Here is a 25,788-nt window from a genome sequence, read left to right on the forward strand (position 1 = left end):
TGCGAGCCCTTTTGCATTGTTTTTGCGGGAAATCTTATTCTTCGTAAACCAGCTTCCACGCGCCGTTTTCAACCACGTTGACGAAAACCGTATCCGCCCCCTGGTGATCGTCCGGGCCATAGGAAATATGGTTGCCGACCAGATCATCCTGATAGTCCAGTGACTCCATCGCCTCGATAAAGCTGTCATGCGTCAGGTCAGGGCCCGCGGCCTCAAGCGCTTTAACCATCATTTCGGCGGCGGAATAGCCCAACATGGCGAATCCAACCGGGTCTTCGCCCGTGGCGGCCTTGTATTCTTCGATAAACGCCGCCGGGGCAGGTTGATCTGCACGCGCCCACAGATCCTGCCACGAGGCTGCCGCATAGAACCCGTCAGTCACCCCTCCGGGAACCTGTGCCACGACAGTCAGGAAACTGGCCGAAGTGCCGAGGAACTTCATGTCCGTCAGGCCCATCTTCTTGGCGGTGCCAACTACGGTGATCGCCTGACGCACCCCAAGCGCCATGGTGACGATATCGCAGCCTTCTTCCTTGAGCTTGCTGAGAGATCCGACAAAATCCGTCTCATCCGGCTTGTGGGTCGTTTCAGATCCAAAACCGATCCCGGCCTCTTCGGCGCCGGCCTTGCTGCCTTCAAGAATTTCTTCACCGAAATCTGTTGGCAGATACATGGTGCAGACCGTCTTTGATCCAAATTCGCCGGCCAGATATTTCACACCGACACGCGCCTGATCATAGTAGGTCGAGAAAGACGTGAACTTGTTCCGCATCGGCTCCTGCAACATCTGACGCGCGGCGGTCAGAGGTGCAACGTTGGGAATACCCTTGGGATCCAACAGCTTGAACCCGGCCATGTTCATCGGCGTGCCAAGCGATTGCAGCATGGCGAACACCTTGTCGCGGTTCAGCAGCTTGTTGTAGCCCTGCATCGCACGCGGCATCTGATAGCCGTTGTCCTCGACCACATAGCGGATTTTGCGCCCGTGTATGCCACCGGCTTCGTTCACGCGGTCGAATACCACGTTGGCACCTTTGGTTGCCGGAACACCCACTGCGGCAAAGATGCCGCTCAGGTCGTTGACGGACCCAATGACTATCTCTTCGTCCGTAACGCCCTGTGTCTGAGCCGAACCGATGCTTGCCGAGGCGGTCAACGCCGTGGCTGCGGCCAGCCATTTGAGTGACTTCTTCATCTTTCTCCTCCCGAAAATTCTTTGGCTAAGTGTACATGTCTTCAATCAGATGTCCGTGTTTCTTTTCGACCAGGCCGCGTTTCAGCTTCATCGTGGCGGTAAGCTCGTCATCCTCGGCGGTCAGCAGAACGTCGATCAGGCGAAAACCCTTGATCTGTTCGACCCGTGCGAATTCCTTGTTCACCGCGGCCACTTCGGCGCCGATCAGTTCGCGCACCTCGGCCGCGGCGCAGAGCGAAGCAAAGTTCGAGAACGGGATTTTCTGGTCCTGCGCATATTTCTCGACATTTTCCTGATCGATCATGATCAGCGCCGTGAGGTATTTGCGCCGGTCGCCGATGATCACCGCGTCCGAGATGTAATGGCTGAACTTCAGCCGGCTTTCGATTTCGGCCGGGGTGATGTTCTTGCCGCCGGCGGTGATGATGATGTCTTTCAACCTGCCGGTGATGGTGACAAAACCGTCCTCGTCGATATGCCCCATATCGCCGGTGCGCAGCCAGCCGTCGGCGGTAAAGCTTTCCGCCGTCTTGGCGTTGTTGCGCCAATAGCCCTGAAAGATGTTCATGCCCTTGAGCTGAATTTCACCTTCGTCCGAGATACGGATATCGCACCCCGGGACGACCTTGCCGATGGTTCCGATCTTGTTGCTTTCCACGGTGTTGAGTGTGGCAAGGCCGGACGTTTCGGTCATGCCGAAGCCCTCGACGATCGGCACTCCGATGGCCCAGTACCATTTCAACAAATCCGCCGAGATAGGCGCGGCACCCGTGCCACCCCGGCGCAGCTTGTCCAAGCCCAGCATCCGACGCAAATTCTTCAGAACCAACTGATCCCAGAACCAGAACCGGGCCGCGATGGCGGCGGGAACGGGTTTTCCCGAACTCACGTATTCGGCCCGGCGCGCGCCGGCCTTCAGGGCAAGACCGTATGCCATTCGACCCAGCGCCGTTGCATCCTGCGCCAGGATTTGCACCTGCGCATGGATCTTTTCCCAAACTCTCGGCACTGCCGTGAAGGTCGAGGGCGAGACCTCTTGCAGATTTGCAAACACCGTCTCGGGGCTTTCCGCGAAATTCACGGTGCAGCGGGCGGCCAGAGGGTAATAGACAGACACGTCGCGTTCCAGAATGTGGCAGAGCGGCAGAAAACACAGCTGTTCGTCACTGGCCTGTGTTGGCAGTGACCAGGCACCGGCCTCGATGCCGGCCAGGATGTTTTCATGGCTCAACATCGCACCCTTGGGTTGGCCGGTGGTGCCGGATGTGTAAACGAGCAAAGCTGTGTCCTGAGGTTTGGCCTGTGCGATTTCGGCTTCGAACCGTTCCGGATCTTCCTGTTCGGCCTGCTGGCCCAAAGCGTAAAGATCGTCGACCATCATGCAGCGTGGATGGGTCAGGTCATGCAAGCCCTCGCCCTCCAGAATGATCACCTTGACCAGATCCGGAACTTGATTTTCGACTTCCAGAAACTTGTCCAGATGCTCTTCGTCCTCGACGATCAGGAACTTGCTGCCACTGTCGTTGACCAGATATTGCAGCTGATTGGCGGAATCCGTGGTGTAGACGCCAGAAGAAATGCCCCCGACGCACTGAATGCCCATGTCGAACCACATCCATTCCTTGCGGTCCTCGGACAGGATCGAAACAACGTCTCCGCGCTTCAAACCCAGCTTTCGCAGGGCAAGCCCGATCCATTTGGCGTGCTGCCAGTAGTCGGCCCAGGAATATGACTTCCAGATGCCCAAGTCCTTTTCACGATGGGCCGTTCGATCCCCCATTTCCGCACAACGGCTTTGAAACAGCGCACTGATGGTGGTGCACCCATCCACGCGCAACGGGCGTTGTCCGGGTGTTGCATTAAGCTCAATGCCGTTGATCCTGATCTGCGGGGCGAGGGGCGTCGCATCCATCTTGCTTACCTCCACGTCTTCTTGCGCTTCCAACGGCGGTTTTCGCGCGCGCCTTCTTCCCGCACGCCTAGATAGAAGTTCTGGATGTCCTCGGACTTCAGCAACGTATCCGCAGCGCCGTCCATGACGATGCGTCCAACCTCCATCACGTAACCATGATGCGCCAGTTCCAATGCAGCATTGGCGTTCTGTTCGACCAGCAGCATTGTCATATGCTGTTCTTCGTTCAGACGTTTCAGAATGGCGAATATTTCCTGCACCAAAAGCGGTGACAGACCCAGTGACGGTTCATCCAGCAGCATGATGCGGGGGCGGGCCATCAGCCCACGTCCGATTGCCAGCATCTGTTGCTGCCCACCTGACAGGGTGCCGGCCTCTTGCGTGCGGCGATCTTTCAGAACGGGAAAGTAACTGAAAACCAGCTCGCGATCCTGGTCGATCTGCGCCTTGTCCGATCGCGTATACGCGCCGAGGCTCAGGTTTTCATCGACGGTGAGCAGGGGAAACACCTCGCGCCCTTCGGGCACATGCACAATCCCGCGCTGGACGACGGTATGCGGCTCGGCCCCCTGAATGTCGTCTCCATCAAAGGTGATCGTGCCTTTTTCCGGGTCCATCACACCCGAGACGGTTTTCATCAACGTCGTCTTGCCGGCACCGTTTGCGCCAAGGATCGAGACAATCGCACCTTCGTGAACATCCAGAGAAACGCCACGAATGGCCATTATCGGGCCGTAGAAGCTTTCGACATTTCGGATTTTCAGGATTGGCGCGCTCATGAGGCTTTCCCCAGATAAGCTTCGATCACCGCCGGGTGCGATTGAACTTCGGCCGGGGTTCCAAGCGCCAGTTTGGCACCATCTGCCATGGCCAGAACCCGGTCTGACACGCCCGAGACCAGGCCCATGTCATGTTCTACCATCAAAACGGTGATGCCCATCTGCCGTCGGATATCATCGATCCACCAACGCATGTCCGTTGTCTCTTCGACGGACAACCCCGAGGCCGGCTCATCCAGTAGCAGCAATTTGGGGTCGGTTGCCAAAGCGCGAGCAACTTCAACCACTTTGCGTACGCCGTAGGGCAGCCCGGATATCATCTTGTCGCGATAGGCTTGCAGGTCGAGAAAGTCGATGATCCGTTCCACTTTCTCGCGGTTTTCCAGTTCCTGTTGCTTTGCGGACGGGGTGAACAGAATCTCGGAAATCAGGTTTGTCCTGCGGTGGCGGTGCCGCCCGACCAGCAGGTTTTGCAGAACGGTGGCGTGTTCGAACAGCTCGATGTTCTGAAAGGTCCGCGCCACGCCATAGGCGGCGACGCCGGACGATTTGACCTGAAGCAGATCATGCCCGTCAAACCGGATCGCCCCGTCAACGGGATCGTAGAACCGGGAAATCAGGTTGAAAACAGTGGACTTGCCCGCACCGTTTGGACCGACGATGGCGAAAACCTCACCTTCCCGAACATCGAATGACAGGTCATCCACCGCCGTCAGGCCGCCGAACTTGAGGGTGACATTTTCGAACTCCAGCAAGCTCATCTCAGACGCTCCGTCTTGAGATAAGACTTCTGCCGTTTGAACATGTCCTTTCGATAGAAGGGGAACAGCTCGAACCAGGTGCGGATTTTCAGCCAGCGGCCATAGATGCCCATGGGTTCGAACAGGATGAAGGCAATCAGGATCATGCCGAAGATGCCGAACTCCAATCCCGGAATGGCCACCGTACTGCCACCGAACAGAGCGCCGGCATATTCTTTTGAGATCGACAGAAACTGCGGCAGGAACCCGATCACGATCGCGCCCAGAAACGCGCCGTGGATCGACCCAAGCCCACCGATCACGATCATCATCAACAATTGGATCGAGATCAGAACACTGAAGGTTTCGTTGTTGAACGCTCCGGCGAACAACCCCATCAGCGCCCCGGCCCAGCCCGTCACCGCGCAGGACAAGGCGAAAGAGATCATCTTTGTCCGCGCGATATCGATTCCCATCGCCTGGGCCGAAACCTCAGAGTCGCGCACAGCGATGAAGCTGCGGCCCAAAGGCGCGCGCAGCAGGTTGATATATCCCAGTGTGACCAGAACGGCGACGGTCAGGACCAGCCAGAAGAACTGATCGGGCGTTCCCCAGCGGTCTACCAGATGGCCGAAGATTTCGACCCCGCCGACATACTTGCCCGCAACACCGCCGGTGATGGGTTCGGACAGAACGATGATGTCGTCCATCAGGATCGAAAGCGCCATGGTGAAGATGGCCAGATAGATGCCATGCAGGCGCAGGGCAGGGATCGCGACCGTCACGCCCGCTATCCCGGTCAGAATGCCCGCCAGCGGGAAAGCAACCAGAAAGGGCACCCCGGCTTCTATCAGGGCGACGTTGGCATAGCAGCCAAAGGCCAGAAAGGCCGCGTGGCCCAGACTGACTTGCCCTGTATGCCCGGTCAGGATCATCAGGCCCAACCCGGCAATGGCCCAGATCAGGACGTTGGTCAGTTCACCCAGATAGAACTCGTCAAGCCACCAGGGGGCTACGGCAACAACCGTCAGAAGGATCAGATACAGGACAAGCTGATAGCGGTCTTTCCACGGGCGGATATCCTGCATGTAGTCGGTTTTGAAGACGATCCGCATGGCTCAGACCTTTTTGACCCGAACCTGACTGAACAACCCGTTGGGGCGAAAGATCAGCACGGCAAGCAGCAGGGCGTATGGCGCGATCTGGCTGTAACCCGCCGCGATATAGCGGCTGGCAAAAGGTTCGATCACGCCGACGATAAGTCCACCGGCCAACGCACCGGGCAGGCTTCCGAAACCTCCGATAACGGCGGCGGCAAATGCCTTGATGCCCAGCAATCCGGTTGTCGGATCCACCGCGCCCTTGGCGGCGAACAGAATGCCCGCAATCCCCGCAACGACACCGGCCAGCGCCCAGATGAACCCCTGAACCCGCTTGACAGGTACGCCCATGTAATACGCTGCCAGCTGGTTTTGCGACGCCCCCTGCATCGCCAGCCCAAGTTTGGAGCGTTTGAAAAAGGCGTAAAGGCCCCATGTCAGCAGGATGGTCACGACGATCACGGCGACATCCTCCAGCCCCAGCACAAGGCCGCCAAAGCGCAGATCTTTCCCCGCCAGCGGGTTTTGCAGTGTTTGCGGTTCGTGCCCCCAGATCAATCCGGCCACGAAACGGATCACAAAGCCCAGGGCGATGGTCAGGATAACAACGGCTGTCTGACTTTCGCCAAACAGGCGACGGATGATCAGGCGATCCAGAAGATATCCCAATGCCCCCATGATCCCCAGTGATATCGGCAGGGCCAGCCAGAACGGCAGACCCATGTACTCGGTATTGGTCAGGCCGATGGTGACAAAGGCCCCCAGCATCATGAAATCGCCCTGCGCGAAATTTACCGCTTCGGTCGCCTTGTAGATCAGAACAAAGCCAAGCGCGATCAGGCCATAGACACACCCGTTTGCCAGTCCGCTGATCAGCAGCTGTGCGTTATCCAAACTGTCCTCCCTCGACCGGTTTGCCGGTGTCGCGTTCTGCCCGCGCGTATCCTGCGGTGACGCGGGTTTGTTCTACTATGGCGTGATAATCACCTTGCCGTCACTCTTTTTCAGCGCATCCGCCAGATTTGGCACAAGATTTTTCAGCCTAAGATGTTCCGAAACATCCGTTTTCCAGCGCCCGTCGGCAAACCGGGCCTGAACCTCGGCCACGACGCGCATCTGATCGGCGGGCGGGGTCGACATCATCCAGTTTGTCAGCCAGAAGCCTTCGATCCGCTTGCTCATGAAGATCAGTTGACCGGTCTGCGTCAGCGTCGGCGCCTCGGTAGACAGCTTGCCATAACTGATCCAGCGCGCCCGGTTGGGCATGGCGCAGAACAGTTGTTCAGACAACCGGTCCGTCACGGCATCCAGAAACACGCGCGGTTTCAGCTGCGCGCTCAGATCCGCAAACTTGGCGACAACGTCTTCATCGGTTGTCACCAGCACTTCGGCCGCGCCAATGTCTTTCAACATCCCTGTCGTCTCGGCCCGGCGCACCAAAGCGATCGGCTTCAACCCCAGGTCGCGGCCAAGGCTGCACATCAGCTTGCCCAATTGGCTGGTCGCGGCTGATACGACAAAGGCATCGCCATCAGCCTTGGCCATATCCACCATGGCCATCGCCGTCATTGGATTGACGATCTGAGCAGCCCCATCATCGTCCGAGATATCAGGGCGCAGCGGGATGCACATCTGCATCTGCGTAACGACATATTCCGCCCAGGCCCCCGATCCGGCGGCAACAAACGCGACGCGTTGCCCTTGCAGGGCTTCGGCGCCCTTGCCGGCGGCCACGACGTCTCCGCATCCTTCAAAGCCGGCGGGGGATCCCTTGACCCTCGGCTGCCCGTATTCACCCTTGATGAAATGCAGATCTGACGGATTGACCGAAGCCGCGCGCAACCGGATCAGCACCTGACCCGGGCCGGGTTCCGGCGTGGGAACTTCGGCTTCTTCCAACCAGTCGGCGGCGTTTTCAATGGCCGGTCCGGTGGCCGTGCCGGAATACCCGTCATGCTTCAGGATTGCGGCGAACATAGTCTGGGGCAGGTCGGTCATCGGGTCATCCTTGAAATGGCTAAAGCACAGCGCGCACCATATCTGGAAAGCCCCCGATAGTACGGGCAAGGTGCAGGCTGTTTGTCAGGCACAGCCAATCAAAAGCCGCGAAGGAGGTCAATTCAACGACGCCCTAACGTAGGGGCAGCGCAGATGCGCTCTGGGGCAAAGGCCGACCCGTGGATCGGCCTTCAAAACTCTACTGTTGGGTCAGCAGGTTGGTCAGTTCCTGAATTTTCTGAACAATCGTTTCAGGCGAGTCCCTGATATCATTCACAGTCTTGATCGCCTGATCCTTCAGATCGGTGGCCAGAGTGCTGTCCTGAAGGGATGCCATAATGCCATCATAGTCGAAGTTGGTCGGGTCCAGCTTGCCTTCCTGAATCCATGAGTTCAGCAACTCCTGCCCCTGACCGGCCAGCGCGGCCACCTGATCGCTGGCCTCCTGGGCGGTGTCAGAGGCCTGATCCGCAACCGATGACGCCGCTTCGCTTGCCTGATCCGCCAACGACGAAGCTGCTTCGGCGGCTTGTTCGGTCGCGGCATCAACAGCGTCAGAGGCAGCGTCCTGTGCGGATGAAGCCGCGTCTGTCACCGCTTCGGCGGCTTCTTCTGCCGCCGTTTCCAAACGCTCAGCGGGTGTGGGTTCGGGTTGATTCAGATAGAAATACCCGCCAGCGCCAATTGCGGCGATGACGATGGCAAGAATGAGAGTACGCGACATGTGTGTCTCCTTTGGAAAATGTGTCGCCGGGATGCGCCAAAAATAACTCAGGTACAAAGGGGAATTCCCAATAATTCTCAGCAGAATAGAGTATAAGCCGGGCTATGCTCATTGCCCCTGGAAACGCGGCAAGAACACGCCTGCACAAAGGTGACGCGCCCTGTTTTGGCAGCGATCCGCCGGGAAAGGACCGCAGGCGCAACCAATTTTCAGGCGTTTATCGTGAACCCAAAAGGCAGCATTGAGCCAGCATTGGAAAAGTGGCGGAGAGACAGGGATTCGAACCCTGGGTGGGCTTGCACCCACAACGGTTTTCGAGACCGCCCCGTTCGACCACTCCGGCACCTCTCCGCGGGGGTCTGTGAGGGGGGGATTTAGTGAGGAACGGGCAGGGGTGCAAGCAGAAAATTCGGGATTTTGCGAAACCGGGGATTTTCCGTTGCCTGCCAGCGCAAAACTCCTAGTCTGATAGGTATGACACAGTTTCTACGCCGCTCTGCCTTTTGGTTTCTGGCCCCGCTCTTTGCGCTTGTTCTGATCCCTTTGGAACTTTCCGCCGCCAGCCGCGATCGGATAGAGGCCTTTCTGACCACAACCGGGTTTGACGTCGCCCTGGACAGCATCGCGCTGAGCTCGAGGTCCGCCCCACAGATGCTGGGGATCGACCCTGAGGGATTTGGCTCGGACTGGGCCCGCCTGGCGGACGAAGTTTTTGATGTTGGGGCCATGCACGAGACTGCGGTTTCCATCCTGGAACAAACCCTGAGTGATGAGGCGCTGACGCACGCGGTAGACTTTTATGCATCCGACCTGGGTCAGCGCCTGGTCGAGGCCGAAAACGCCTCGCATATGCTTGAGGACGATGAAGCCAAGCAGTTGGAAGGTCAAAAAATCATTTCAGACCTGATCAAGGACGGATCGCAACGGGTCGAAAGTTTCAAGCGCATGAACAACGCGATCGATTCGACCGGTACCGCGGTGCGGGCCCTGCAAGAAATTCAGGTGCGTTTTCTTCTGGCAGCCAGCGCATCAGGTGTCATCGAACTGCAACTGGATGCCGATGAATTGCGTGCGCTGATGAAGCGGAACGAAGCCGGTATGCGCCAGTCGCTGCAACTGTCCAGCCTTGCGGGCGCAGCTTATACCTATCAGGACTTTTCCGATGCGGATGTCGACTCGTATGTCGAGGCGCTGGAACAACCCCTGATGCAGGAAGTGTATGAATTGCTGAACGCGATCCAATACGAGATCATGGCCATGCGGTTCGAAGTTCTTGCGGCCCGAATGGCCGAGCTGCATCCCGCACAGGATATTTGATGCACCGCGTTTTTCTGACGATTGCGTTTGTTCTGTGGGGCGCTCAATTGCTGGCCGATCAAAGGGTCGACCGGCTGGCGCAGGCCATGCACCTTTCGCATGTGATGGAAATTCTCGTACAGGAAGGGCAGGGGCACCGCGAGGAACTTGACGAAACGCTGTTGGACAATACCGGCGGCGCATATTTTGAAGCGCAGGTCAAAGATATCTACGACCCGGTCTGGATGCAGCAATTCCTGACGGATGCCTTTGAGGCAGGTCTTTCAGTTGCGCAGCTCGATCAGGCGATCCTGTTTTTCGAAAGCGACCTTGGTCAGACGATCGTGTCGCTGGAAAACTCGGCCCGGCAGGCGATGTCGGACCAGGCCATCGAGGACATGGCCCGAGAATCTTATGAGTCCGTTGAACGCGACTCGACTCGGTTCGAGTTGGTCGATGAGTACATCCAGGCCAATGACCTTGTCGAAAAGAACGTTCAGGGGTCGCTGAGTTCAGATTACAGCTTCTTTCAGGGTCTTGATATCGACGCGCAAGGCGACGATCAGGAATTGCTGGCCGAACTTCTGTCACAGAAAGAGAGCCGCGCAGCTGAAACCGAGGCGTGGCTTTATTCTTTTCTTCTGATGGCCTATCGGCCTCTGGACGAGACCCAGATGCGCGAGAATATTGCGTTTTCCAGAACCGAAACCGGGCGCGCCCTGAATGAGGCGCTGTTCGACGGCTTTGACCGCATGTTCAACGATATATCTTTCCGGTTGGGACGGGCGATCGCACAGACGCTCAGGGCGTCTGATCTCTGACGACGCTTTGGTGTTGACTTTTCCCGGCGATCCATGGATAAGCGCGCATCCCGGCCGGTATTCCGCGCCGGGTATCGTTATTATTTGACCCTTGGGATGTCCTGATGGTCATTCACACAGCCCGAAAAGGGCGCGCTGTTCGAGGTGGCTTTCAAGTGTCTTGGAGCCGGAAACTCCCGTAAGGGGACCACAGAACGCGGTTAGACAAAGGAAAGACGCATGTTTGCGGTCCTCAAGACTGGCGGCAAGCAGTACAAGGTTCAGGCGGGTGATATCCTCCGCGTTGAAAAGCTGGCTGCCGACGCAGGTGAAAAAGTTCAATTCAACGATGTTCTGATGCTGGGTGGCGACGCTCCGGTCGTTGGCGCACCGTTCATCGAAGGCGCAGGCGTTCAGGCCGAAGTGATCGAACAGATCAAAGGTGACAAGGTCATCAAGTTCGTCAAGCGTCGTCGTAAGCACAGCTCGAAGCGTACCGTTGGCCACCGTCAGAAGCTGACACTGGTCAAAATCACCGACATCCTGTCGTCGGGCGCTGACAAGTCGGGCATCAAGGCTGCAACCGGTTCGGCTCCGGCTGGCGAAGCGGCACCTGCTGCAAAGCCTGCCAAGAAAGCCGAAGCCAAGGCAGAGGCACCTGCCGCTGCTGCTGCGGACGATCTGACCAAGCTGAACGGCGTCGGCCCTGCCGCTGCCAAGAAGCTTGCCGAAGCCGGAATCGAGAGCTTTGCCGCTCTGGCCGCCTTGTCGGACGAGCAGATTGCTGCTATCGAAACGGTCAAAGTGAAACCCGAATGGGTTGAGCAGGCCAAAGAGCTGGCCAAAGGCTAAGGAGAGAGAGAATGGCACATAAAAAAGCTGGCGGTTCCTCCCGTAACGGCCGCGACTCAGCGGGTCGTCGCCTTGGCGTGAAACTGTATGGTGGCCAAGCTGCCATCGCAGGCAACATCATCGTGCGTCAGCGCGGCACCAAGTTCTGGCCGGGCGAAGGCGTCGGTATGGGCAAGGATCACACCATCTTTGCAACCACCGATGGCGCCGTGAAGTTCCACAAGGGACTGAAAAACCGCACCTTCATTTCGGTCCTGCCAGTGGCGGAGGCCGCAGAGTAAGCCGAAACCCAGAAGGTTTAAGAAAAATTCATGGGGGACCGGCACAAAGTGCCGGTCCCTTTTTCGTTTTAACGCAGTCGTGATCAAACAAACCGATGACAGTCGCAACCACCAGTTTCCTGATTTTTGCCGCCAGCCAGGTCGGCACGCCGGGACCGGCCAACATGGTCCTGCTGGGTACTGGTGCGCGTTTTGGCTTTCGCGCCGCGTTGCCTTTTGTCGGGGGTGTTATCCTTGGGAAGCAGTTGATCATTTGGCCGGTCGGTTTTGGGTTGCTGCATCTCGCGGATCAGGCGCCCGCGGTGTTTGCGGTACTTAAATACGCGTCAGCGGCCTATATTTTTTGGCTGGCGTGGAAGATTGCCAACACGCGGTTGTCGCGACAGCAGGCTGAGGGGAACGCCCCCGGCTTTCTGGCCGGGCTGATTGTTCATCCGCTCAACCCCAAGGCCTGGGCCATGATCATTGCCGGGTTCACCGGGTTCGTGGCTGCGGGCACCCCCAGTTTCGAAGCGACGGTTACGATTGCTCTGTGTTTGTTGTTTTGCCAGGTGATCCTTCATCCGATCTGGACTTTTGCGGGCGATAGAATTGCCCACGCGGTTGAAGGACGACCCGTTGAAAAATATCTGATGTGGACATTGGCAGGCCTTACGGTTGCGTCCGTACTTTTCGTGTTGTTCGGAGGAGGAACACACCCATGAAACTTGAAACAATAATAAATCAGCCGGTCATAGAAACCGAGCGGTTCGATCTGCGTCCTCTGCGTCGGTCGGATATGGGGCTGATCGAGCACTATGCCGGCGATGAGCGTGTGGCACGTATGACAACCAGTATCGCACATCCTTTGGCCCCCGGCTCGACCGAGGCCTTTGTGACGCGCTCGATGGCCGAGGACCGGGACGAGGACGTCTGGGTCATGGATGCCACCAAGGACGGCGGTCCGGAACTGATTGGTCTGATCACGCTGAAACGGCTGGATCGGAATCAGTCCGAAGTCGGCTATTGGGTTGCGCCGATCTATTGGAATACCGGCATTGCCTCTATGGCTGTCGAAGCACTGGTAAATGCCAACCCGCTGAAAAACGCGACGATGTTTGCCAGTGTGTTTCAGGACAATCCGGCCTCGGCCCGGGTCCTGACTCATTGCGGGTTCCAGTATCTTGGCGATGCAGAAAGCTATTCGGTAGCGCGTGATGCGAATGTGCCCACCTGGACGTACAGCAAAAAACTCTGACTTGTGGCCGATGGTGCCTTTGCAGTAGGGGACAGACCATGAAATTTCTCGATCTTGCAAAGGTCTACATCCGGTCCGGGGCCGGCGGTAGCGGCTGCGTCAGCTTCCGACGCGAAAAGTACATCGAATACGGCGGCCCTGATGGCGGGGACGGCGGTAAGGGCGGTTCCGTCTGGGTCGAGGTCGTGGACGGGCTGAACACCCTGATCGACTTCCGCTATCAACAGCATTTCTTTGCCAAGAACGGCCAGCCGGGCAGGGGGCAGCAACGTACCGGCAAGGACGGTGATGACATTGTCCTGCGCGTGCCCGTCGGCACCGAGATTCTGGACGAAGACGAGGAAACCGTCATCTGCGATCTGACCGAAGTGGGCCAGCGCGTTCTGCTGGCCAAGGGCGGCAATGGCGGTTTCGGCAACCTGCACTTCAAATCGGCCACCAACCAGGCCCCCCGGCGTGCAAATCCGGGGCAGGCAGGCATTGACCGTACGATTTGGCTGCGTCTGAAACTGATCGCCGATGTAGGACTGCTGGGCATGCCGAATGCAGGCAAATCGACCTTTCTTGCAGCCACGTCCAACGCGCGGCCCAAGATCGCGGATTATCCGTTTACCACGCTGCACCCAAATCTGGGTGTCGTGGGGGTCGACAACGTGGAATTCGTGGTGGCCGACATCCCCGGCCTGATCGAAGGCGCCCATGAAGGGCGCGGGATCGGAGATCGCTTCCTTGGTCATGTCGAGCGCTGCGCCGTGCTGCTGCATCTTGTCGATGGTACCTCGGAAACGGTTGCCGATGACTACCGCACGATTATTCACGAGCTTGAGGCCTATGGCGGCGAACTGGCCCAGCAACCCCGGATCACCGTTCTGAACAAGGTTGATGCGTTGGATGATGAAGAACGTGATCTGGCCAAAGCCGAACTGGAAGAGGCCGTTGGCGGCCCCGTGATGACGATGTCCGGCGTTGCTCATCAAGGTGTAACCGAGGTTCTGCGCGCGTTGCGCGGCCAGATCGATGACAATCGTGTTCGTCAGAAACCCGCTGAGGAGGCGCAGCCTTGGCAACCCTGACTTCTGCGCGCCGATTGGTTGTCAAAATCGGGTCAGCTTTGCTGGTTGATCGCGAAACCGGCCAGTTGCGCAATGAATGGTTGTTTTCGTTGGCGCAGGATGTCGCGTGGCTCAAGGGGCAGGGGACAGATGTGATCCTTGTCTCGTCCGGATCTATTGCACTGGGACGCGGCGTTTTGGGGCTGTCCATGGCGACATTGCCATTGGAAAAGTCGCAAGCTGCCGCTGCCGTCGGGCAAATTCGTCTGGCGCGCGCATATGAAGAGGCATTGACGCCTCATGGGATTACCACGGCTCAGGTTTTGGTGACATTGGAAGACAGCGAGGATCGTCGCCGCTATCTGAATTCACGGGCGACCCTGGAAACTCTGCTGGGCTTGGGTGTCGTGCCGATCGTCAACGAAAACGACACCGTGGCAACGGATGAGATCCGGTATGGCGACAACGATCGTCTGGCCGCGCAAATCGCGGTAACGGTCGGGGCGGATCAGTTGATCCTGCTGTCAGATGTCGATGGCTTCTATTCGGGCAACCCCAACGAGGACGCCTCGGCCACGCGTTTCGAAACGATCGACATGATCACGCCCGAGATCGAAGCCATGGCGGGCGATGCGGGCTCTGGCCTGTCAAAGGGCGGAATGAAGACAAAGCTGCTGGCCGCCAAGATGGCCACCGCGGGCGGTTGTGCGATGGCGATCACGGAAGGATCGGTTCTGAACCCTCTGAAAACGCTGGAAGATGGAGCGAATTCGACGTGGTTTACCGCAACGCTGGACCCGCATGCTGCGCGCAAACGCTGGATTTCAGCAATGAAACCGCGTGGCGAAATCACCATCGATGAAGGGGCTGCCAACGCGCTGGCAAATGGCAAAAGCCTGTTGCCCGCAGGTATTGTCGAAGTGACCGGCGATTTCGGGCGCGGCGACCCCGTCGCGATCCTTGACCCCAAAGCTCGCCGGCTGGCGCAGGGAATCAGCCGTTACACCGCGCAGGAGGCTGACGCGATCAAGGGGCGCAAGTCGTCCGAGATCGAGGCGACCCTTGGATATCCCGGCCGTGCGGCCTTGATCCACCGGGATGATCTGGCCCTGTAGATACTGAAAAAGACGACCTGAAAGGCACGCGACATGAAAGATTTCGACAGCATTCCGGCTCTGATGGCTGATCTTGGAAAACGTGCCAAAGCGGCATCGCGCGATCTGGCTTTTGCAAGCTCTGAACGCAAACATGCCGCCCTGATTGCGGCAGCCGACGCGGTTTGGGCCAATCGGGCGCAGATCATCGAAGCCAACCGGAAGGATCTGGAGTTCGGCCGCGAGAAGGGCCTTAGCCCGGCGATGATGGACCGCCTTATGCTGGATGAGGCGCGTGTTCAGGGCATGGTCGATGGTTTGCGGGCGGTGGCTGATCAGACCGATCCGGTGGGCGAAGTGCTGGCCGAATGGGACCGTCCGACTGGATTGAATATTCAGCGCGTACGCACCCCGCTGGGTGTGATCGGCGTGATCTATGAAAGCCGCCCGAATGTCACCGCTGACGCAGGCGCGCTGTGTCTGAAATCCGGAAATGCCGTTATCCTGCGCGGAGGGTCCGAGAGTTTTCATTCTTCGACCGCGATTCATGCCTGCCTGGTTGAAGGGCTGAAGGCCGCCAATCTGCCGGAAGATGCGATTCAACTGGTGCCGACACGTGACCGCGCGGCGGTTCAGGAATTGCTGACCCTGACCGACTATGTCGACGTCATCGTTCCGCGCGGCGGCAAGGGGTTGGTCGGGCTGGTCCAGCGTGAGGCCCGTGTGCCTGTCTTTGCGCATCTTGAAGGCATCGTGCACATCTATGTCGACAAGGGTGCTGATCCGCAGAAAACACTGGACGTGGTGCTGAACGCCAAGACGCGCCGTACCGGCATCTGCGGCGCTGCCGAATGTCTGCTGATTCATCAGGACATCGCCGAAACGCTGGGGCGAGACGTGATCGCCGCACTGCTGAAAGCAGGGGTCGAAGTTCACGCCGAAGGCACACTTGCGGTCGAGGGCACAGTTTCCGCGACGGCGGAGGATTGGGGAAAAGAGTTTCTGGACAGCGTGATCGCGGCCAAGACCGTCGCCGACATCGACGCCGCCATTGCGCATATCCGGCGATACGGATCAAACCATACCGATTGTATCATGACCGAGGATGACACGGCCGTAGCCCGTTTCTTTGAGCGCCTCGATAGCGCGATCCTGATGCACAACGCTTCGACTCAGTTCGCCGATGGTGGCGAGTTCGGGATGGGCGCCGAGATCGGTATCGCCACGGGCAAAATGCATGCCCGCGGCCCGGTGGGGGCCGCCCAGTTGACCAGTTTCAAATATCTGGTGCGCGGAAACGGAACGATTCGGGATTAAAAACGCAGCGCTACGCGGGTTGCGGCGGTTTCCGCCGCAACGCGCCGACCCATCGCATTTGCGGTTTCGGGCAGCAGAGCGAACTGGACCTGCGCGGGTGTAATCTTGTTGGGAAACCGGCCGGTTGCAACGTGTTTCCACAGTTCAGTGTCCACGTTCAGCTTGTCCGCTGTCCCGATGACCGACCATTTTCCATCCTGGGTCGTGATTTCGACTGTGCCGCCCAGTGGCATGGCGCTTTCGAAACACATGATTGCCAAAAAGGCCAGTTTGACCTGATTTCGGGGCACGGGTTCCTTCAGATTCCAGATAACCCTCACCCGTCCGGTGCGTTCGATGTCCTTGAGCAGCTCGGCCACTTCGGCACGGCCCAGCGGCTGTTCTCCTGCTGATCCGAAGGCAACCCGGAAAAACCGGATACGCGCGCCCGCACTGCCGACACTGCCCGAGATCAACTCCATCTCGGGGCCCTGGACAGCGCCAACCATGTCCAACAGTTCCAGCCCGTTGGTGATCGCCCCGATCGGGCTGATCAGATCGTGGCAGATCCGTGAGCCGATCAATTCAGCCAGGTTGACGTTCGTGTTGCCCATGCGTACCTCCTGCGGTATCTGCCGCAGGAACCGGAAGCCCCAAATGACAGACATGAATGCTATTCTTGCACCGGGCATGTTTGTTCGCCACCCGGATTTCCCCGAATGGGGCGTCGGACAGGTTCAGTCCAACATCGCAGGCAAGATCACCGTGAACTTTCGCGAGCAGGGGAAAGTGGTAATCGACGGAACGCGCATCGCCCTGATGCCGGTCTTTGATCCGTGAAACTGGTTTAAGAAGAGTTAACAGAAAAGGCCAGATGCCCACTTGTTGCCTTCCCCTCAAGAACTGGGGTATCAGCCGCGTTGATAAAACAGGATCGATAAGTCTTACATGCCGGACGCTGGCCCCTCGTTCACGATCAAATTGGCAGAAACCCAGGACGAACTGCGCGCCGCGCAGCGGTTGCGCTATGACGTGTTTGTGCGTGAACTCGGCGGCGGGGGTGAGCTGATCGATCATGTGACCGGGCTGGAACGGGACCGGTTTGATCCCTATTTCGATCACATGCTGGCCATCGATGATGCGACCGGAGAAGTTGTCGGCGTTTACAGGCTGTTACCGGGGGATCGCGCCGCTGACTTGGGGCAGTTTTATTCCGAAGACGAATACGATCTGAGCGTTCTCAAGCAAAGTGGCCGCAAGTTGCTGGAACTGGGCCGGTCCTGCCTGCACAGGGACTACCGGGGCGGTACGGCCATGTATCATCTCTGGAATGGTCTCTCTCGGTATGTGGCCGAACGTCAGATCGAAGTTCTGTTCGGCGTCGCCAGTTTTCATGGCACGGATGTGCAGGAACTGGCCCAGCCGTTGTCCATGCTGCATCACAATCATCTGGCACCGCCAGACCTGCGGGTGAGGGCTCAGCCGAGCGTGTTTCAGACCATGGATCTTGTCGCACCGGACGGGCTGGATCGCCGCCGCGCCATGGTGCAGGTTCCGGCCCTGATCAAAGCCTATCTGAGGCTTGGCGGTTTTGTGGGTGAAGGGGCGTTCATCGATCATACCTTCAATACCACCGACGTGTGCCTGATCCTGGATACGACCCGTATGAACGAGCGGCAGAAGCGCATCTATGGCGGGGCTTGATCCGGTGAATGATCCGCTTTGGAACAGTGAGGATGCGCCGGATCCGATGGAACTGGGTTTTGTCGGCTGGATTCTTGTGATCCTGAGGGGCTTGCCCCTGGCCATCCTTGTGTTCGGTGGGCTGCTTGTTCTGTTGGCCATTCGACTGATCGAGCTGCCGCTTTGTGGCGTTCGACGCCCTGTCACACCGTTCATCAGCCAGTTCGTGTGCCGAAACGCGTTCCGAATCCTGGGAATCGGATTCCGCTGCTCGGGCGCGTTGATGAAGGAACACGGCGCAGTTGTTGCCAACCACACATCCTGGCTGGATATCTTTGCCCTGAACGCCCGCAAAAGGGTCTACTTCGTGTCCAAGGCAGAAGTCGCAAACTGGCCGGGTATCGGATGGTTGGCACGGGCCACCGGAACCGTATTCATCGAGCGGGATCGCAAAAAGGCGCGCGAGCAGACGGCGATCTTCGAAGAACGTCTGAAGGCCGGACATAAACTGTTGTTTTTCCCCGAGGGCACCTCGACCGACGGATTGCGTGTTTTGCCATTCAAAACAACGCTCTTTGCCGCTTTCTTCGCGGATGAATTGCGGGATTTCATGTATGTGCAACCGGTCTCGGTGATTTTCCACGCGCCGAAAGGTCAGCCTGACCGGTTCTATGGCTGGTGGGGCGATATGGATTTCGCGCCGCACCTGCTCAAGACTTTGGGTGCGCGCAGACAAGGATCCGTTGAACTGATCTATCATTCGCCGGCCCGGGTCAGGGACTTCGCCAATCGCAAGGAACTGGCGGCCCATTGCGAAGCGGCGGTGCGCCACGCGCATGCATTGGCGCGGCTTGAAAAATAAGGGCATTGACCCTTGCACTGCGTCCAAACCTGCCGTATACGCGCGCCATTCAAACCCGCAGGTGGGGTTTGGGCCTTGTAGGGGAGACATCCCTATCCGGCCCGCCGGTTGGAGCATCCGCTTCTTTCACCCCCGCCGAGGCGTAAACCGGAAAAGGAAAACAAAGCATGGCTCTTCCCGAGTTCACCATGCGTCAGCTGCTGGAAGCTGGCGTGCACTTCGGTCACCAGACACAGCGTTGGAATCCCCGCATGGGCCCGTTCATCTACGGCTCGCGCAATGGCATCCACATCATGGACCTGACCCAGACCGTTCCGATGCTGGACCAGGCGCTGCAAGCCGTTCGTGACACCGTCGCAAAAGGTGGCCGCGTTCTGTTCGTCGGCACCAAGCGTCAGGCTGCCGGCCCGATCGCAGAAGCGGCTGAAAAATCGGCTCAGTACTACATGAACCACCGCTGGCTGGGCGGCACCCTGACCAACTGGAAAACCGTTTCCCAGTCGATCAACCGTCTGAACCAGATCGACGAAGCGATGGAATCGGGCGCCGAAGGCCTGACCAAGAAAGAGCGTCTGGGCATGGAGCGTGACCAGGCCAAGCTGCAAGCTTCGCTGGGCGGTATCCGCGAGATGGGCGGCGTTCCGGATCTGCTGTTCGTCATCGACGTCAAGAAAGAAGCACTGGCCATCGCAGAAGCCAACAAGCTGGGTATCCCGGTCGTGGCTGTTGTCGACACCAACTGCTCGCCCGATGGCGTTGACTACATCATCCCCGGCAACGACGACGCAGCGCGTGCAATCGCACTGTACTGCGACCTGGCCGCACGTGCCGCACTGGACGGCATGACCGCTCAGCTGGGTGCCGCAGGCGTTGACCTGGGCGCGTTCGAAGAAGCACCGGTTGAAGAAGCCGTTGCGGAAGAAGCACCCGCTGAAGAAGCTGCTCCGGAAGCCAAAGCCGAAGCGTAAGCTGCCCGTCACGTAAATGACATATGGGGCAGGGTAGACCTGCCCCAATTCCATTTGAATTGAGGAGAGCCTAAAGATGGCAATCACAGCAGCAATGGTTAAAGAACTGCGCGACTCGACCGGCGCAGGCATGATGGACGCGAAAAAAGCGCTGACTGAAACCGGCGGCAACATGGATGAAGCCGTTGACTGGCTGCGCACCAAAGGTCTGGCCAAGGCGGCCAAGAAATCGGGCCGTACCGCAGCAGAAGGTCTGGTTGCAGTCCACGTCGATGGCGGCAACGGTGTAGCTGTTGAAGTGAACTCGGAAACCGACTTTGTCGCAAAAAACGCCGAGTTCCAGGAAATGGTCGGCAAGATTGCTTACGCGGCTGAAGGCGTAGACAACGTAGAAGAGCTGCTGGCAGCTGATCTGGGCGGCAAATCCGTCGCCGACACCCTGACCGACAAGATCGCCACGATTGGTGAGAACATGTCGGTGCGCCGCATGGCGAAACTGTCGGGCGACACCGTCGTGTCCTACGTCCACAATGCGGCCACCAACGGCATGGGCAAAATCGGCGTTCTGGTTGCTTTGACCGGTGGCGACGAGGCAATCGGCAAGCAAGTTGCAATGCACATCGCGGCCGTGAACCCGGCGGCCCTGTCCGAAGCAGACATGGACCCGGCCGTTGTCGAGAAAGAAAAGCAGGTCCAGATGGACATCGCCCGCGAATCCGGCAAGCCGGAGCAGGTGATCGAAAAGATGATCGAAGGCCGCATGAAGAAATTCGTCGCGGAATCGACCCTGCTGAACCAGCAGTTTGTCGTGAACCCTGACCTGACCGTCGAAGCAGCGGCCAAGGAAGCGGGCGCGACCATCACCGGTTTCATCCGTCTGGAAGTTGGCGAAGGCATCGTGGTTGAAAAAGAAGATTTCGCCGCCGAAGTCGCCAAAGCCGCGCAAGGCTAAAAGGGCACAGGGAAAGTGCCGGCAACGGCCTTTCCCAACAAAATTGAAGGGTTGCGCGCCGCGTAACCCTTTTTTTTCTGCCACCGGCGGACTTGAAAGCACTGTAGAGAAGAATTGGAGGGCCCCGCATGATGGGGATGGTCGAGGCCCCCCAAAATTCCGACACCGGCACGCGGACAAATAGGCGCCCCCTTGTCAGATTGATCGGAGAGCTTTGTTATTGCAAAGATCCAATCCAATGTTCCCTGGCTAAAGCCACCACTCACGGAACACTCTCACTTTGCAACTTTTAGGATTGTTTTGAAAAGTAGTGATTTCCTTACCTAGGGTAAACTGACGCGGGATAGCGTCAAGATATTGCGGTTATGCTTCCATAATGAACATCTGGTTGTGCAGTGACGCCTTGAGAACCGCTTGCGCCGTCGTTTCGACCGAAAGAGCTTCGCGCGCGAGTCGCAGGTGCTTTTCTACCGTTGCCGATGTCAGTCCCATCAACAGCGCGATATCCTGAGTGGTTTTCCCGTCACCAACCCATTGCAGAGCTTCGCGTTGACGTTTGGTCAGTGCCCGGTTCGGCGGATGGAACGGCAATGTCAGGATTTTCAGGTGGACGACATTGTTCATGAGCAAAATGTCGTCGCCGTGCTCTTCCCAGACCGCATCCACATCTTCCTGGCTGAGCCCATTGGCGGCCGACAGAGAAATCGCCCCTTTCGAGCGCATGGAAACCGAGTTGAAGCTGACGGTATAGCCGGAAACCACGCCCATGGATTTGTTGAACTCGAAAACTTCGCGCTCCTTGGCGGTCATTGTTCCGCCCGAGTTCATCTCCTGCAACATTTTCCAGCTGGCGGCGCCTTCGTTGTCCAATGCCCACTTCAACATCGGAGCGTGAAAATACAGACCATCCTTGAGGAATCCGTCCACATAAGCCCGTTTGTGGTTCGTCAGGATTACGAAATCTTCCGGATCACCCAGAGACGTCTCTGTCCGGTATTGCGTGTACCCATAGATCAGGCGGGTAAATCCGAACTCGGCCATTTTGCGGCAATGAGCATCCCAAAGGTCTTCCAGGGTTTTGGTGTAGCTGACAAACCGAAGATATTCCTTGAGCTTCATGTCGTGTTGCCCGCTTTCAGATGAGCCGCGAGCGCGTCCAGCGCGAGGATATAGCTTTGGGCACCGAAGCCACAGATCTGACCCAATGCGACAGGGGCTACGTAGGACCTGTGCCGGAAGGCTTCTCGGGCATGAATGTTGGAAAGATGCACTTCGACAACCGGTAACTCTACTGATGCAATGGCATCCATGAGGGCAATCGACGTATGCGTGAACGCCCCTGCGTTCAGTACCAGCCCGCTTTGCACACCACGGGCCGCATGAATGGCGTCAAGCAGCACACCTTCGTGATTGGATTGCAGATGCGTTACATCCAGCCCTATGGACGCCCCATGCTGAACGCAGCGGTCCTCGATCATGTGCAATGTTGTGTCGCCGTAAACCTCGGGCTGCCGTGTACCAAGCAGATTGAGGTTAGGGCCATTCAATACCAAGACGTTATGCATGTTTTCACGATCCCCATACTATGGTTCATAGACGCGAAAAGGCCGGGTTGTCTACCTGACATTAACGGATTGAATACAGACAGGTGCCAGGAAAACAGAACTTGTGATGGAAGAGAAAACCATCTTCAGTCATTCGGCATGACGATACCGCACGTCCGTTTGGAATTGGGCCGTATATTTACGTCCGTTTTTCGTTTTTGGGAAAACAGGATTTCAGGCGCATTGCCGTCGAGTTCACGATCTGAAAACAGGAACTGTCCGGGGTTTTCGGTCGGCCCCTTGCGACGCTGAGTAATACTTGCAAACCGTCTCTGATGCGATTGTAGATTGTCGTGTGAAGTTTTGGTGCAACCCGGGTTCGTGTCAACGCAGCGGGCGGCTGATTGCCGCAAAGACGATAAGGCTTTGAACCGGGTCGGAATGCAAACGAAATCAGATTTGGCAGAGGAACACGACAATGACCCCGGATACCCTTTTCTCGCTGCCCGGCAAAACCGCATTGGTAACAGGCGGCGCCACGGGTATCGGTCGAATGGCCGCTGAAGCGCTGGTCAGGGCCGGTGCGCGTGTTTTGATTGCCTCCCGAAACGGGGACGCCTGTGTCGCGGCCGCCGCCGAGTTGAATGCGCTGGAGGCACCGGGAAGTGCCGAGGGGTTTGCCGGAGACATCGGCAGCGAGGCAAGTATCGCCAAACTGGTTTCAGACATTCAGGACCGAACGGAAAGGCTTGATATTCTTATGAATAACTCTGGCGTGACCTGGGGCGCGCCCTTGGGGCAGTTTCCGTATGACGCGTGGGACAAGGTGATGTCGGTCAACGTGGCAGGGGTTTTCGAGCTTACCCAGAGGCTGCTGCCGATGTTGATGCAATCCGGAACCGCAGACGATCCGGCCAGGGTCGTGAATGTCGGGTCCGTGATGGGAGAGGTTCCCATGGGGGATGGCGCCTACAGCTATTCAGCCTCGAAGGCTGCGGTTCTGCATCTGACGAAAATCATGGCCAAGGAACTGTCGCCTTACCACGTGACGGTCAACGCGCTGGCTCCGGGGCCGTTCGTATCGCGGATGACGGCCTTTGCTACGGCGGATGAGGACAAGCGTGAAAAGGTCGGCAAGTCAGTGCCGCTTGGGCGCGTCGGCTGTGATGAAGATATAGCGGGATGTGTGCTGTTTCTGTGCGGACGCGGCGGCAGTTACGTAACCGGTTCGATTATCCCGGTTTCCGGTGGGATCAACGTAGTTACGTCGGGCAATATCTTTGCCGAAGCCTTCTAAGCCACGCAGCGGTCAGAGCTGATCCCGTTCACAACGTGTTGGATTTGTGCCGTTTCTTGTGTTTCGACAGCTCAATTTCCAGGTTCGGCAAGCTGTTCTTGCCAAAGAACATTTCAGACCCGTAAAACAGGCTGGGAACGCCGAAAACGCCGCGCCGCACGAACGATTTGGTCTGATCCTTCAGATCCTGTTTGATTTCAGGGCTTGTCATTGCCTCGCGCAGCTTGCGAACCGGCAGTTCGTTTTCTTGCAGAATATCGACGAGAACAGCCAACTCGTCAGCTTTTTGTCCATGCACCCAAATCGCATCAAAAACGGCGCTTATATATCTATTTTCCCATGATTTTCCTCTGGCAAAGTGGGCGCCACGCATCGCAAATTTTGTATTTATCGGAAAATGCGGGCTCATGTGAAAGCTCAGCCCGCGACGTCGCGCGAACCGATGCAAGTCATGGGTAAGATAGGCGGTTTTCTGGCGGTTTTCGGAAAACGCCTGAAACGGGCTCTGGTTGTGCGTTGCCTTGAAAACAACAGGCAGAAGGACAGGGGAATACGTGATCCTGGCATTATGCCGCGCAGCGAGCTCTGGCAGCATCTTGTGAGCCAGAAAGGCATTTGGGCTGCAAAAATCGTAAACGAAATCTATGTTTTGCGTCATGATGTTCCTCCAGGCCGGTCCGACATGACCCCATCCAACAATTTACAAGCGAATCTGTATCGGATTCATTGTATCACTTGGTTGAAAGGCGTGCCTCTTGGCTCTGCTTGTATAACCATTCATTTCAGCCCGGGTTTTGCTGTTGTTTCAGGCCCCACGCACGCACGATATTAGTCAACTTCTGGTGGAACTCAAAAAATGCTTCGAAAACAAGCCATGTTCGATGAAACGCGTCTGAACCGGATTCGCATCTGGATGGACCGCTATGTTGATCAGCGTAAATACGCGGGCTCGTCCTTTTTGCTGAAGCACAAAGGGGATGAGGTTTTTTTCCACTCCAGCGGTTTTCGAAACCTGGAAGAGGCTCTGCCGTTCCAACGCGACACGCTGGCGCGCATCTACTCGATGACCAAACCCGTCACCTCTGTTGCCTTGATGACGTTGGCGGAACGCGGACTGTTTCAACTTGACGCGCCTCTGTCCGATTTCCTGCCCGAATTCAATCAGATGCAGGCTCTGGTACCCGGCGCGGAAAGGCTGGATCAAACCGAAGACGCAGCCCCCCCAACTCTACATCAGTTACTCACCCACACCAGTGGTCTCAGCTATCCGTTCAACCCCGGGATACTGCCGGAGGCGATGGATGAAAAGGGTCTTATCTTCAAACCGGATCAAGGGCCTCTGAAAGATCGCGTACGTGACCTGGCAGAGTTTCCTTTGGCATTCCAACCCGGAACACGGTGGGAATACTCTGTCGGAACCGACGTGCTTGGACGCGTTGTCGAGGTCGTCTCGGGACAGACCCTGGAACAATTTTTCCGGCAGGAAATCTTGGCGCCCCTCGAGATGGGCGAAACCGGGTTTTCAGTACCAGCCGGGGCAGGGGACCGGTTCGCATCCCTTTACACGCCGCTGGCCGGCGATGCGATGGCGTTGAACTCGCTTGACCAAGGAAGTGATCCACTACGATTGATCGATTCTTACGAGGGCTCGCCATTCGAGAACGCGACGACCTTTTCAGGCGGCGGCGGGCTGGTGTCCACAATCGACGACTATGCCAAATTCGTCGAGATGCTACGTAATCGAGGGGCCGGAAATGGCCATCAACTGCTTGGCCCGAAAACGGTGGACTTCATGATGCGCAACCACTTGCCGGGTGATATCGCTTCGATGGGTCCAAAGAGCTTTGCAGAACAGCCGATGGAAGGCATGGGGTTTGGCCTTGCCGGATCGATTGTTCTGAATCCGGGTCGGGTGCGTGTGCCCGGTTCCGTTGGTGATTTCAGTTGGGGTGGCATGGCCTCGACCTATTTCTGGATCGACTGGCAGAACGACCTGACGGCTGTGTTCTTCACGCAACTGTCGCCGTCCAGTTCTTATCCATCCCGGGCTGAACTCAAGGCATTGGTGCACGCCGCCATGATTGAATGATCTTGCTCAGGCTGATACCCGGGTTTCAAATAATCAG

The 25,788-nt window shown here is 57.5% G+C and carries 28 protein-coding genes and 1 tRNA gene; 16 read left to right on the forward strand and 13 right to left on the reverse strand.

Translation table 11 applies throughout. The annotated features are described in order from the left end of the window. Nucleotides 1-34 precede the first annotated feature (34 nt). From AC2FF8_RS00535 to AC2FF8_RS00575, 9 genes are all read right to left on the reverse strand, one after another. A complete protein-coding gene (locus AC2FF8_RS00535; RefSeq protein ID WP_257600713.1) occupies nt 35-1,195 on the reverse strand; it encodes an ABC transporter substrate-binding protein in 1,161 nt (386 codons plus the stop codon). Between the two features lie 25 nt (nt 1,196-1,220). Further along, nucleotides 1,221-3,107 (reverse strand): AMP-dependent synthetase/ligase, encoded by a 1,887-nt coding sequence (locus tag AC2FF8_RS00540; protein WP_496878659.1) that lies wholly within the window; start codon nt 3,105-3,107, stop codon nt 1,221-1,223. Between the two features lie 5 nt (nt 3,108-3,112). Further along, entirely contained in the window at nt 3,113-3,886 is a 774-nt protein-coding gene (locus AC2FF8_RS00545) for an ABC transporter ATP-binding protein (protein WP_496878660.1), read from the reverse strand. Continuing rightward, nucleotides 3,883-4,647, reverse strand: coding sequence for an ABC transporter ATP-binding protein (locus AC2FF8_RS00550; RefSeq protein WP_496873572.1), 765 nt, complete (start codon nt 4,645-4,647; stop codon nt 3,883-3,885). Before AC2FF8_RS00550 ends, AC2FF8_RS00545 begins: the two co-directional genes overlap by 4 nt. Then, nucleotides 4,644-5,741: a branched-chain amino acid ABC transporter permease gene (locus AC2FF8_RS00555; protein WP_496873571.1), complete on the reverse strand. Its 1,098-nt coding sequence runs from the start codon at nt 5,739-5,741 to the stop codon at nt 4,644-4,646. Before AC2FF8_RS00555 ends, AC2FF8_RS00550 begins: the two co-directional genes overlap by 4 nt. A gap of 3 nt (nt 5,742-5,744) precedes the next feature. Beyond that, nucleotides 5,745-6,620, reverse strand: coding sequence for a branched-chain amino acid ABC transporter permease (locus AC2FF8_RS00560; RefSeq protein WP_496878661.1), 876 nt, complete (start codon nt 6,618-6,620; stop codon nt 5,745-5,747). Nucleotides 6,621-6,695: 75 nt separating this feature from the next. Further along, nucleotides 6,696-7,724 (reverse strand): alcohol dehydrogenase catalytic domain-containing protein, encoded by a 1,029-nt coding sequence (locus AC2FF8_RS00565; protein WP_496878662.1) that lies wholly within the window; start codon nt 7,722-7,724, stop codon nt 6,696-6,698. Between the two features lie 199 nt (nt 7,725-7,923). Beyond that, nucleotides 7,924-8,448, reverse strand: coding sequence for a hypothetical protein (locus AC2FF8_RS00570; RefSeq protein WP_496878663.1), 525 nt, complete (start codon nt 8,446-8,448; stop codon nt 7,924-7,926). A gap of 261 nt (nt 8,449-8,709) precedes the next feature. Beyond that, nucleotides 8,710-8,799 (reverse strand) — tRNA-Ser (locus AC2FF8_RS00575). Between the two features lie 123 nt (nt 8,800-8,922). Between AC2FF8_RS00575 and AC2FF8_RS00580 the strand changes: the two genes are divergently transcribed. From AC2FF8_RS00580 to AC2FF8_RS00620, 9 genes are all read left to right on the forward strand, one after another. After that, nucleotides 8,923-9,765: a DUF2059 domain-containing protein gene (locus AC2FF8_RS00580; RefSeq protein ID WP_496878664.1), complete on the forward strand. Its 843-nt coding sequence runs from the start codon at nt 8,923-8,925 to the stop codon at nt 9,763-9,765. Further along, nucleotides 9,765-10,565: a DUF2059 domain-containing protein gene (locus AC2FF8_RS00585; RefSeq protein WP_496878665.1), complete on the forward strand. Its 801-nt coding sequence runs from the start codon at nt 9,765-9,767 to the stop codon at nt 10,563-10,565. Before AC2FF8_RS00580 ends, AC2FF8_RS00585 begins: the two co-directional genes overlap by 1 nt. Nucleotides 10,566-10,784: 219 nt before the next feature. Continuing rightward, nucleotides 10,785-11,396 carry a 50S ribosomal protein L21 gene (locus AC2FF8_RS00590; RefSeq protein WP_152457962.1) on the forward strand — a complete coding sequence of 204 codons (612 nt, stop codon included), beginning with the start codon at nt 10,785-10,787 and terminating at the stop codon, nt 11,394-11,396. An 11-nt stretch (nt 11,397-11,407) separates the two neighbouring features. Then, a complete protein-coding gene (gene rpmA / locus AC2FF8_RS00595; protein ID WP_039535512.1) occupies nt 11,408-11,677 on the forward strand; it encodes a 50S ribosomal protein L27 in 270 nt (89 codons plus the stop codon). A gap of 95 nt (nt 11,678-11,772) precedes the next feature. Continuing rightward, nucleotides 11,773-12,381, forward strand: a complete 609-nt coding sequence (locus AC2FF8_RS00600; protein ID WP_496878666.1) for a LysE family translocator — start codon at nt 11,773-11,775, stop codon at nt 12,379-12,381. After that, entirely contained in the window at nt 12,378-12,914 is a 537-nt protein-coding gene (locus AC2FF8_RS00605) for a GNAT family N-acetyltransferase (protein WP_152457964.1), read from the forward strand. The genes AC2FF8_RS00600 and AC2FF8_RS00605 overlap by 4 nt, the downstream gene beginning before the upstream one ends. Nucleotides 12,915-12,952: 38 nt before the next feature. Beyond that, on the forward strand, nt 12,953-13,987 hold the full coding sequence (obgE, locus tag AC2FF8_RS00610; RefSeq protein WP_496878667.1) for a GTPase ObgE: 1,035 nt from the start codon (nt 12,953-12,955) through the stop codon (nt 13,985-13,987). Continuing rightward, nucleotides 13,975-15,081, forward strand: coding sequence for a glutamate 5-kinase (proB, locus tag AC2FF8_RS00615; protein WP_496878668.1), 1,107 nt, complete (start codon nt 13,975-13,977; stop codon nt 15,079-15,081). Before obgE ends, proB begins: the two co-directional genes overlap by 13 nt. A 33-nt stretch (nt 15,082-15,114) precedes the next feature. Then, complete coding sequence (locus tag AC2FF8_RS00620; RefSeq protein ID WP_496878669.1) at nt 15,115-16,377, forward strand: glutamate-5-semialdehyde dehydrogenase; 1,263 nt, start codon at nt 15,115-15,117, stop codon at nt 16,375-16,377. On the opposite strand, the gene AC2FF8_RS00625 is transcribed toward AC2FF8_RS00620, so the two are convergent. Next, nucleotides 16,374-16,970, reverse strand: a complete 597-nt coding sequence (locus AC2FF8_RS00625) for a histidine phosphotransferase family protein (protein WP_496878670.1) — start codon at nt 16,968-16,970, stop codon at nt 16,374-16,376. The two genes, AC2FF8_RS00620 and AC2FF8_RS00625, sit on opposite strands and share 4 nt — an antisense overlap. A 43-nt stretch (nt 16,971-17,013) precedes the next feature. On the opposite strand from AC2FF8_RS00625, the gene AC2FF8_RS00630 reads away from it, so the two are divergent. From AC2FF8_RS00630 to tsf, 5 genes are all read left to right on the forward strand, one after another. Further along, nucleotides 17,014-17,196, forward strand: coding sequence for a DUF3553 domain-containing protein (locus tag AC2FF8_RS00630; RefSeq protein WP_050602459.1), 183 nt, complete (start codon nt 17,014-17,016; stop codon nt 17,194-17,196). A gap of 108 nt (nt 17,197-17,304) precedes the next feature. Beyond that, nucleotides 17,305-18,060 carry an L-ornithine N(alpha)-acyltransferase gene (gene olsB / locus AC2FF8_RS00635; RefSeq protein ID WP_170344307.1) on the forward strand — a complete coding sequence of 252 codons (756 nt, stop codon included), beginning with the start codon at nt 17,305-17,307 and terminating at the stop codon, nt 18,058-18,060. Beyond that, nucleotides 18,047-18,901 carry a lyso-ornithine lipid O-acyltransferase gene (gene olsA, locus AC2FF8_RS00640; protein ID WP_496878671.1) on the forward strand — a complete coding sequence of 285 codons (855 nt, stop codon included), beginning with the start codon at nt 18,047-18,049 and terminating at the stop codon, nt 18,899-18,901. Before olsB ends, olsA begins: the two co-directional genes overlap by 14 nt. A 167-nt stretch (nt 18,902-19,068) precedes the next feature. Continuing rightward, a complete protein-coding gene (rpsB, locus tag AC2FF8_RS00645; RefSeq protein WP_224855776.1) occupies nt 19,069-19,869 on the forward strand; it encodes a 30S ribosomal protein S2 in 801 nt (266 codons plus the stop codon). Nucleotides 19,870-19,945: 76 nt separating this feature from the next. After that, nucleotides 19,946-20,821 (forward strand): translation elongation factor Ts, encoded by an 876-nt coding sequence (tsf, locus tag AC2FF8_RS00650; protein ID WP_152457972.1) that lies wholly within the window; start codon nt 19,946-19,948, stop codon nt 20,819-20,821. Nucleotides 20,822-21,184: 363 nt separating this feature from the next. Here tsf and AC2FF8_RS00655 read toward each other — a convergent pair whose 3' ends face one another. Further along, nucleotides 21,185-21,940 carry an autoinducer binding domain-containing protein gene (locus AC2FF8_RS00655; RefSeq protein WP_170344301.1) on the reverse strand — a complete coding sequence of 252 codons (756 nt, stop codon included), beginning with the start codon at nt 21,938-21,940 and terminating at the stop codon, nt 21,185-21,187. Then, nucleotides 21,937-22,386, reverse strand: a complete 450-nt coding sequence (aroQ, locus tag AC2FF8_RS00660; protein ID WP_170344299.1) for a type II 3-dehydroquinate dehydratase — start codon at nt 22,384-22,386, stop codon at nt 21,937-21,939. Before aroQ ends, AC2FF8_RS00655 begins: the two co-directional genes overlap by 4 nt. 457 nt (nt 22,387-22,843) lie before the next feature. Between aroQ and AC2FF8_RS00665 the strand changes: the two genes are divergently transcribed. Then, the gene (locus AC2FF8_RS00665; RefSeq protein WP_257600725.1) at nt 22,844-23,662 is read left to right on the forward strand and encodes an SDR family oxidoreductase; all 819 of its coding nucleotides are present in this window, start codon (nt 22,844-22,846) and stop codon (nt 23,660-23,662) included. Between the two features lie 28 nt (nt 23,663-23,690). Here AC2FF8_RS00665 and AC2FF8_RS00670 read toward each other — a convergent pair whose 3' ends face one another. Further along, nucleotides 23,691-24,320: a 2-hydroxychromene-2-carboxylate isomerase gene (locus tag AC2FF8_RS00670; protein ID WP_170344296.1), complete on the reverse strand. Its 630-nt coding sequence runs from the start codon at nt 24,318-24,320 to the stop codon at nt 23,691-23,693. A 198-nt stretch (nt 24,321-24,518) separates the two neighbouring features. Between AC2FF8_RS00670 and AC2FF8_RS00675 the strand changes: the two genes are divergently transcribed. Further along, nucleotides 24,519-25,751: a serine hydrolase domain-containing protein gene (locus AC2FF8_RS00675; RefSeq protein ID WP_496878672.1), complete on the forward strand. Its 1,233-nt coding sequence runs from the start codon at nt 24,519-24,521 to the stop codon at nt 25,749-25,751. Nucleotides 25,752-25,788: the final 37 nt, after the last annotated feature.

Source organism: Ruegeria sp. YTSA144, from assembly GCF_059610125.1.

Bases quoted from the DNA above. Each gene is read 5' to 3' on its own strand.
- AC2FF8_RS00545 (WP_496878660.1), bottom strand. From the start codon at position 3,886: ATGAGCGCGCCAATCCTGAAAATCCGAAATGTCGAAAGCTTCTACGGC.
- AC2FF8_RS00600 (WP_496878666.1), top strand. From the start codon at position 11,773: ATGACAGTCGCAACCACCAGTTTCCTGATTTTTGCCGCCAGCCAGGTC.
- AC2FF8_RS00555 (WP_496873571.1), bottom strand. From the start codon at position 5,741: ATGCGGATCGTCTTCAAAACCGACTACATGCAGGATATCCGCCCGTGG.
- AC2FF8_RS00665 (WP_257600725.1), top strand. From the start codon at position 22,844: ATGACCCCGGATACCCTTTTCTCGCTGCCCGGCAAAACCGCATTGGTA.
- AC2FF8_RS00540 (WP_496878659.1), bottom strand. From the start codon at position 3,107: ATGGATGCGACGCCCCTCGCCCCGCAGATCAGGATCAACGGCATTGAG.
- olsA (WP_496878671.1), top strand. From the start codon at position 18,047: ATGGCGGGGCTTGATCCGGTGAATGATCCGCTTTGGAACAGTGAGGAT.
- AC2FF8_RS00570 (WP_496878663.1), bottom strand. From the start codon at position 8,448: ATGTCGCGTACTCTCATTCTTGCCATCGTCATCGCCGCAATTGGCGCT.
- AC2FF8_RS00590 (WP_152457962.1), top strand. From the start codon at position 10,785: ATGTTTGCGGTCCTCAAGACTGGCGGCAAGCAGTACAAGGTTCAGGCG.
- AC2FF8_RS00565 (WP_496878662.1), bottom strand. From the start codon at position 7,724: ATGACCGACCTGCCCCAGACTATGTTCGCCGCAATCCTGAAGCATGAC.
- AC2FF8_RS00550 (WP_496873572.1), bottom strand. From the start codon at position 4,647: ATGAGCTTGCTGGAGTTCGAAAATGTCACCCTCAAGTTCGGCGGCCTG.
- AC2FF8_RS00675 (WP_496878672.1), top strand. From the start codon at position 24,519: ATGCTTCGAAAACAAGCCATGTTCGATGAAACGCGTCTGAACCGGATT.
- tsf (WP_152457972.1), top strand. From the start codon at position 19,946: ATGGCAATCACAGCAGCAATGGTTAAAGAACTGCGCGACTCGACCGGC.
- AC2FF8_RS00625 (WP_496878670.1), bottom strand. From the start codon at position 16,970: ATGGGCAACACGAACGTCAACCTGGCTGAATTGATCGGCTCACGGATC.
- obgE (WP_496878667.1), top strand. From the start codon at position 12,953: ATGAAATTTCTCGATCTTGCAAAGGTCTACATCCGGTCCGGGGCCGGC.
- AC2FF8_RS00585 (WP_496878665.1), top strand. From the start codon at position 9,765: ATGCACCGCGTTTTTCTGACGATTGCGTTTGTTCTGTGGGGCGCTCAA.
- AC2FF8_RS00655 (WP_170344301.1), bottom strand. From the start codon at position 21,940: ATGAAGCTCAAGGAATATCTTCGGTTTGTCAGCTACACCAAAACCCTG.
- AC2FF8_RS00535 (WP_257600713.1), bottom strand. From the start codon at position 1,195: ATGAAGAAGTCACTCAAATGGCTGGCCGCAGCCACGGCGTTGACCGCC.
- AC2FF8_RS00580 (WP_496878664.1), top strand. From the start codon at position 8,923: ATGACACAGTTTCTACGCCGCTCTGCCTTTTGGTTTCTGGCCCCGCTC.
- olsB (WP_170344307.1), top strand. From the start codon at position 17,305: ATGCCGGACGCTGGCCCCTCGTTCACGATCAAATTGGCAGAAACCCAG.
- aroQ (WP_170344299.1), bottom strand. From the start codon at position 22,386: ATGCATAACGTCTTGGTATTGAATGGCCCTAACCTCAATCTGCTTGGT.
- rpmA (WP_039535512.1), top strand. From the start codon at position 11,408: ATGGCACATAAAAAAGCTGGCGGTTCCTCCCGTAACGGCCGCGACTCA.
- rpsB (WP_224855776.1), top strand. From the start codon at position 19,069: ATGGCTCTTCCCGAGTTCACCATGCGTCAGCTGCTGGAAGCTGGCGTG.
- AC2FF8_RS00670 (WP_170344296.1), bottom strand. From the start codon at position 24,320: ATGACGCAAAACATAGATTTCGTTTACGATTTTTGCAGCCCAAATGCC.
- AC2FF8_RS00605 (WP_152457964.1), top strand. From the start codon at position 12,378: ATGAAACTTGAAACAATAATAAATCAGCCGGTCATAGAAACCGAGCGG.
- AC2FF8_RS00620 (WP_496878669.1), top strand. From the start codon at position 15,115: ATGAAAGATTTCGACAGCATTCCGGCTCTGATGGCTGATCTTGGAAAA.
- AC2FF8_RS00630 (WP_050602459.1), top strand. From the start codon at position 17,014: ATGACAGACATGAATGCTATTCTTGCACCGGGCATGTTTGTTCGCCAC.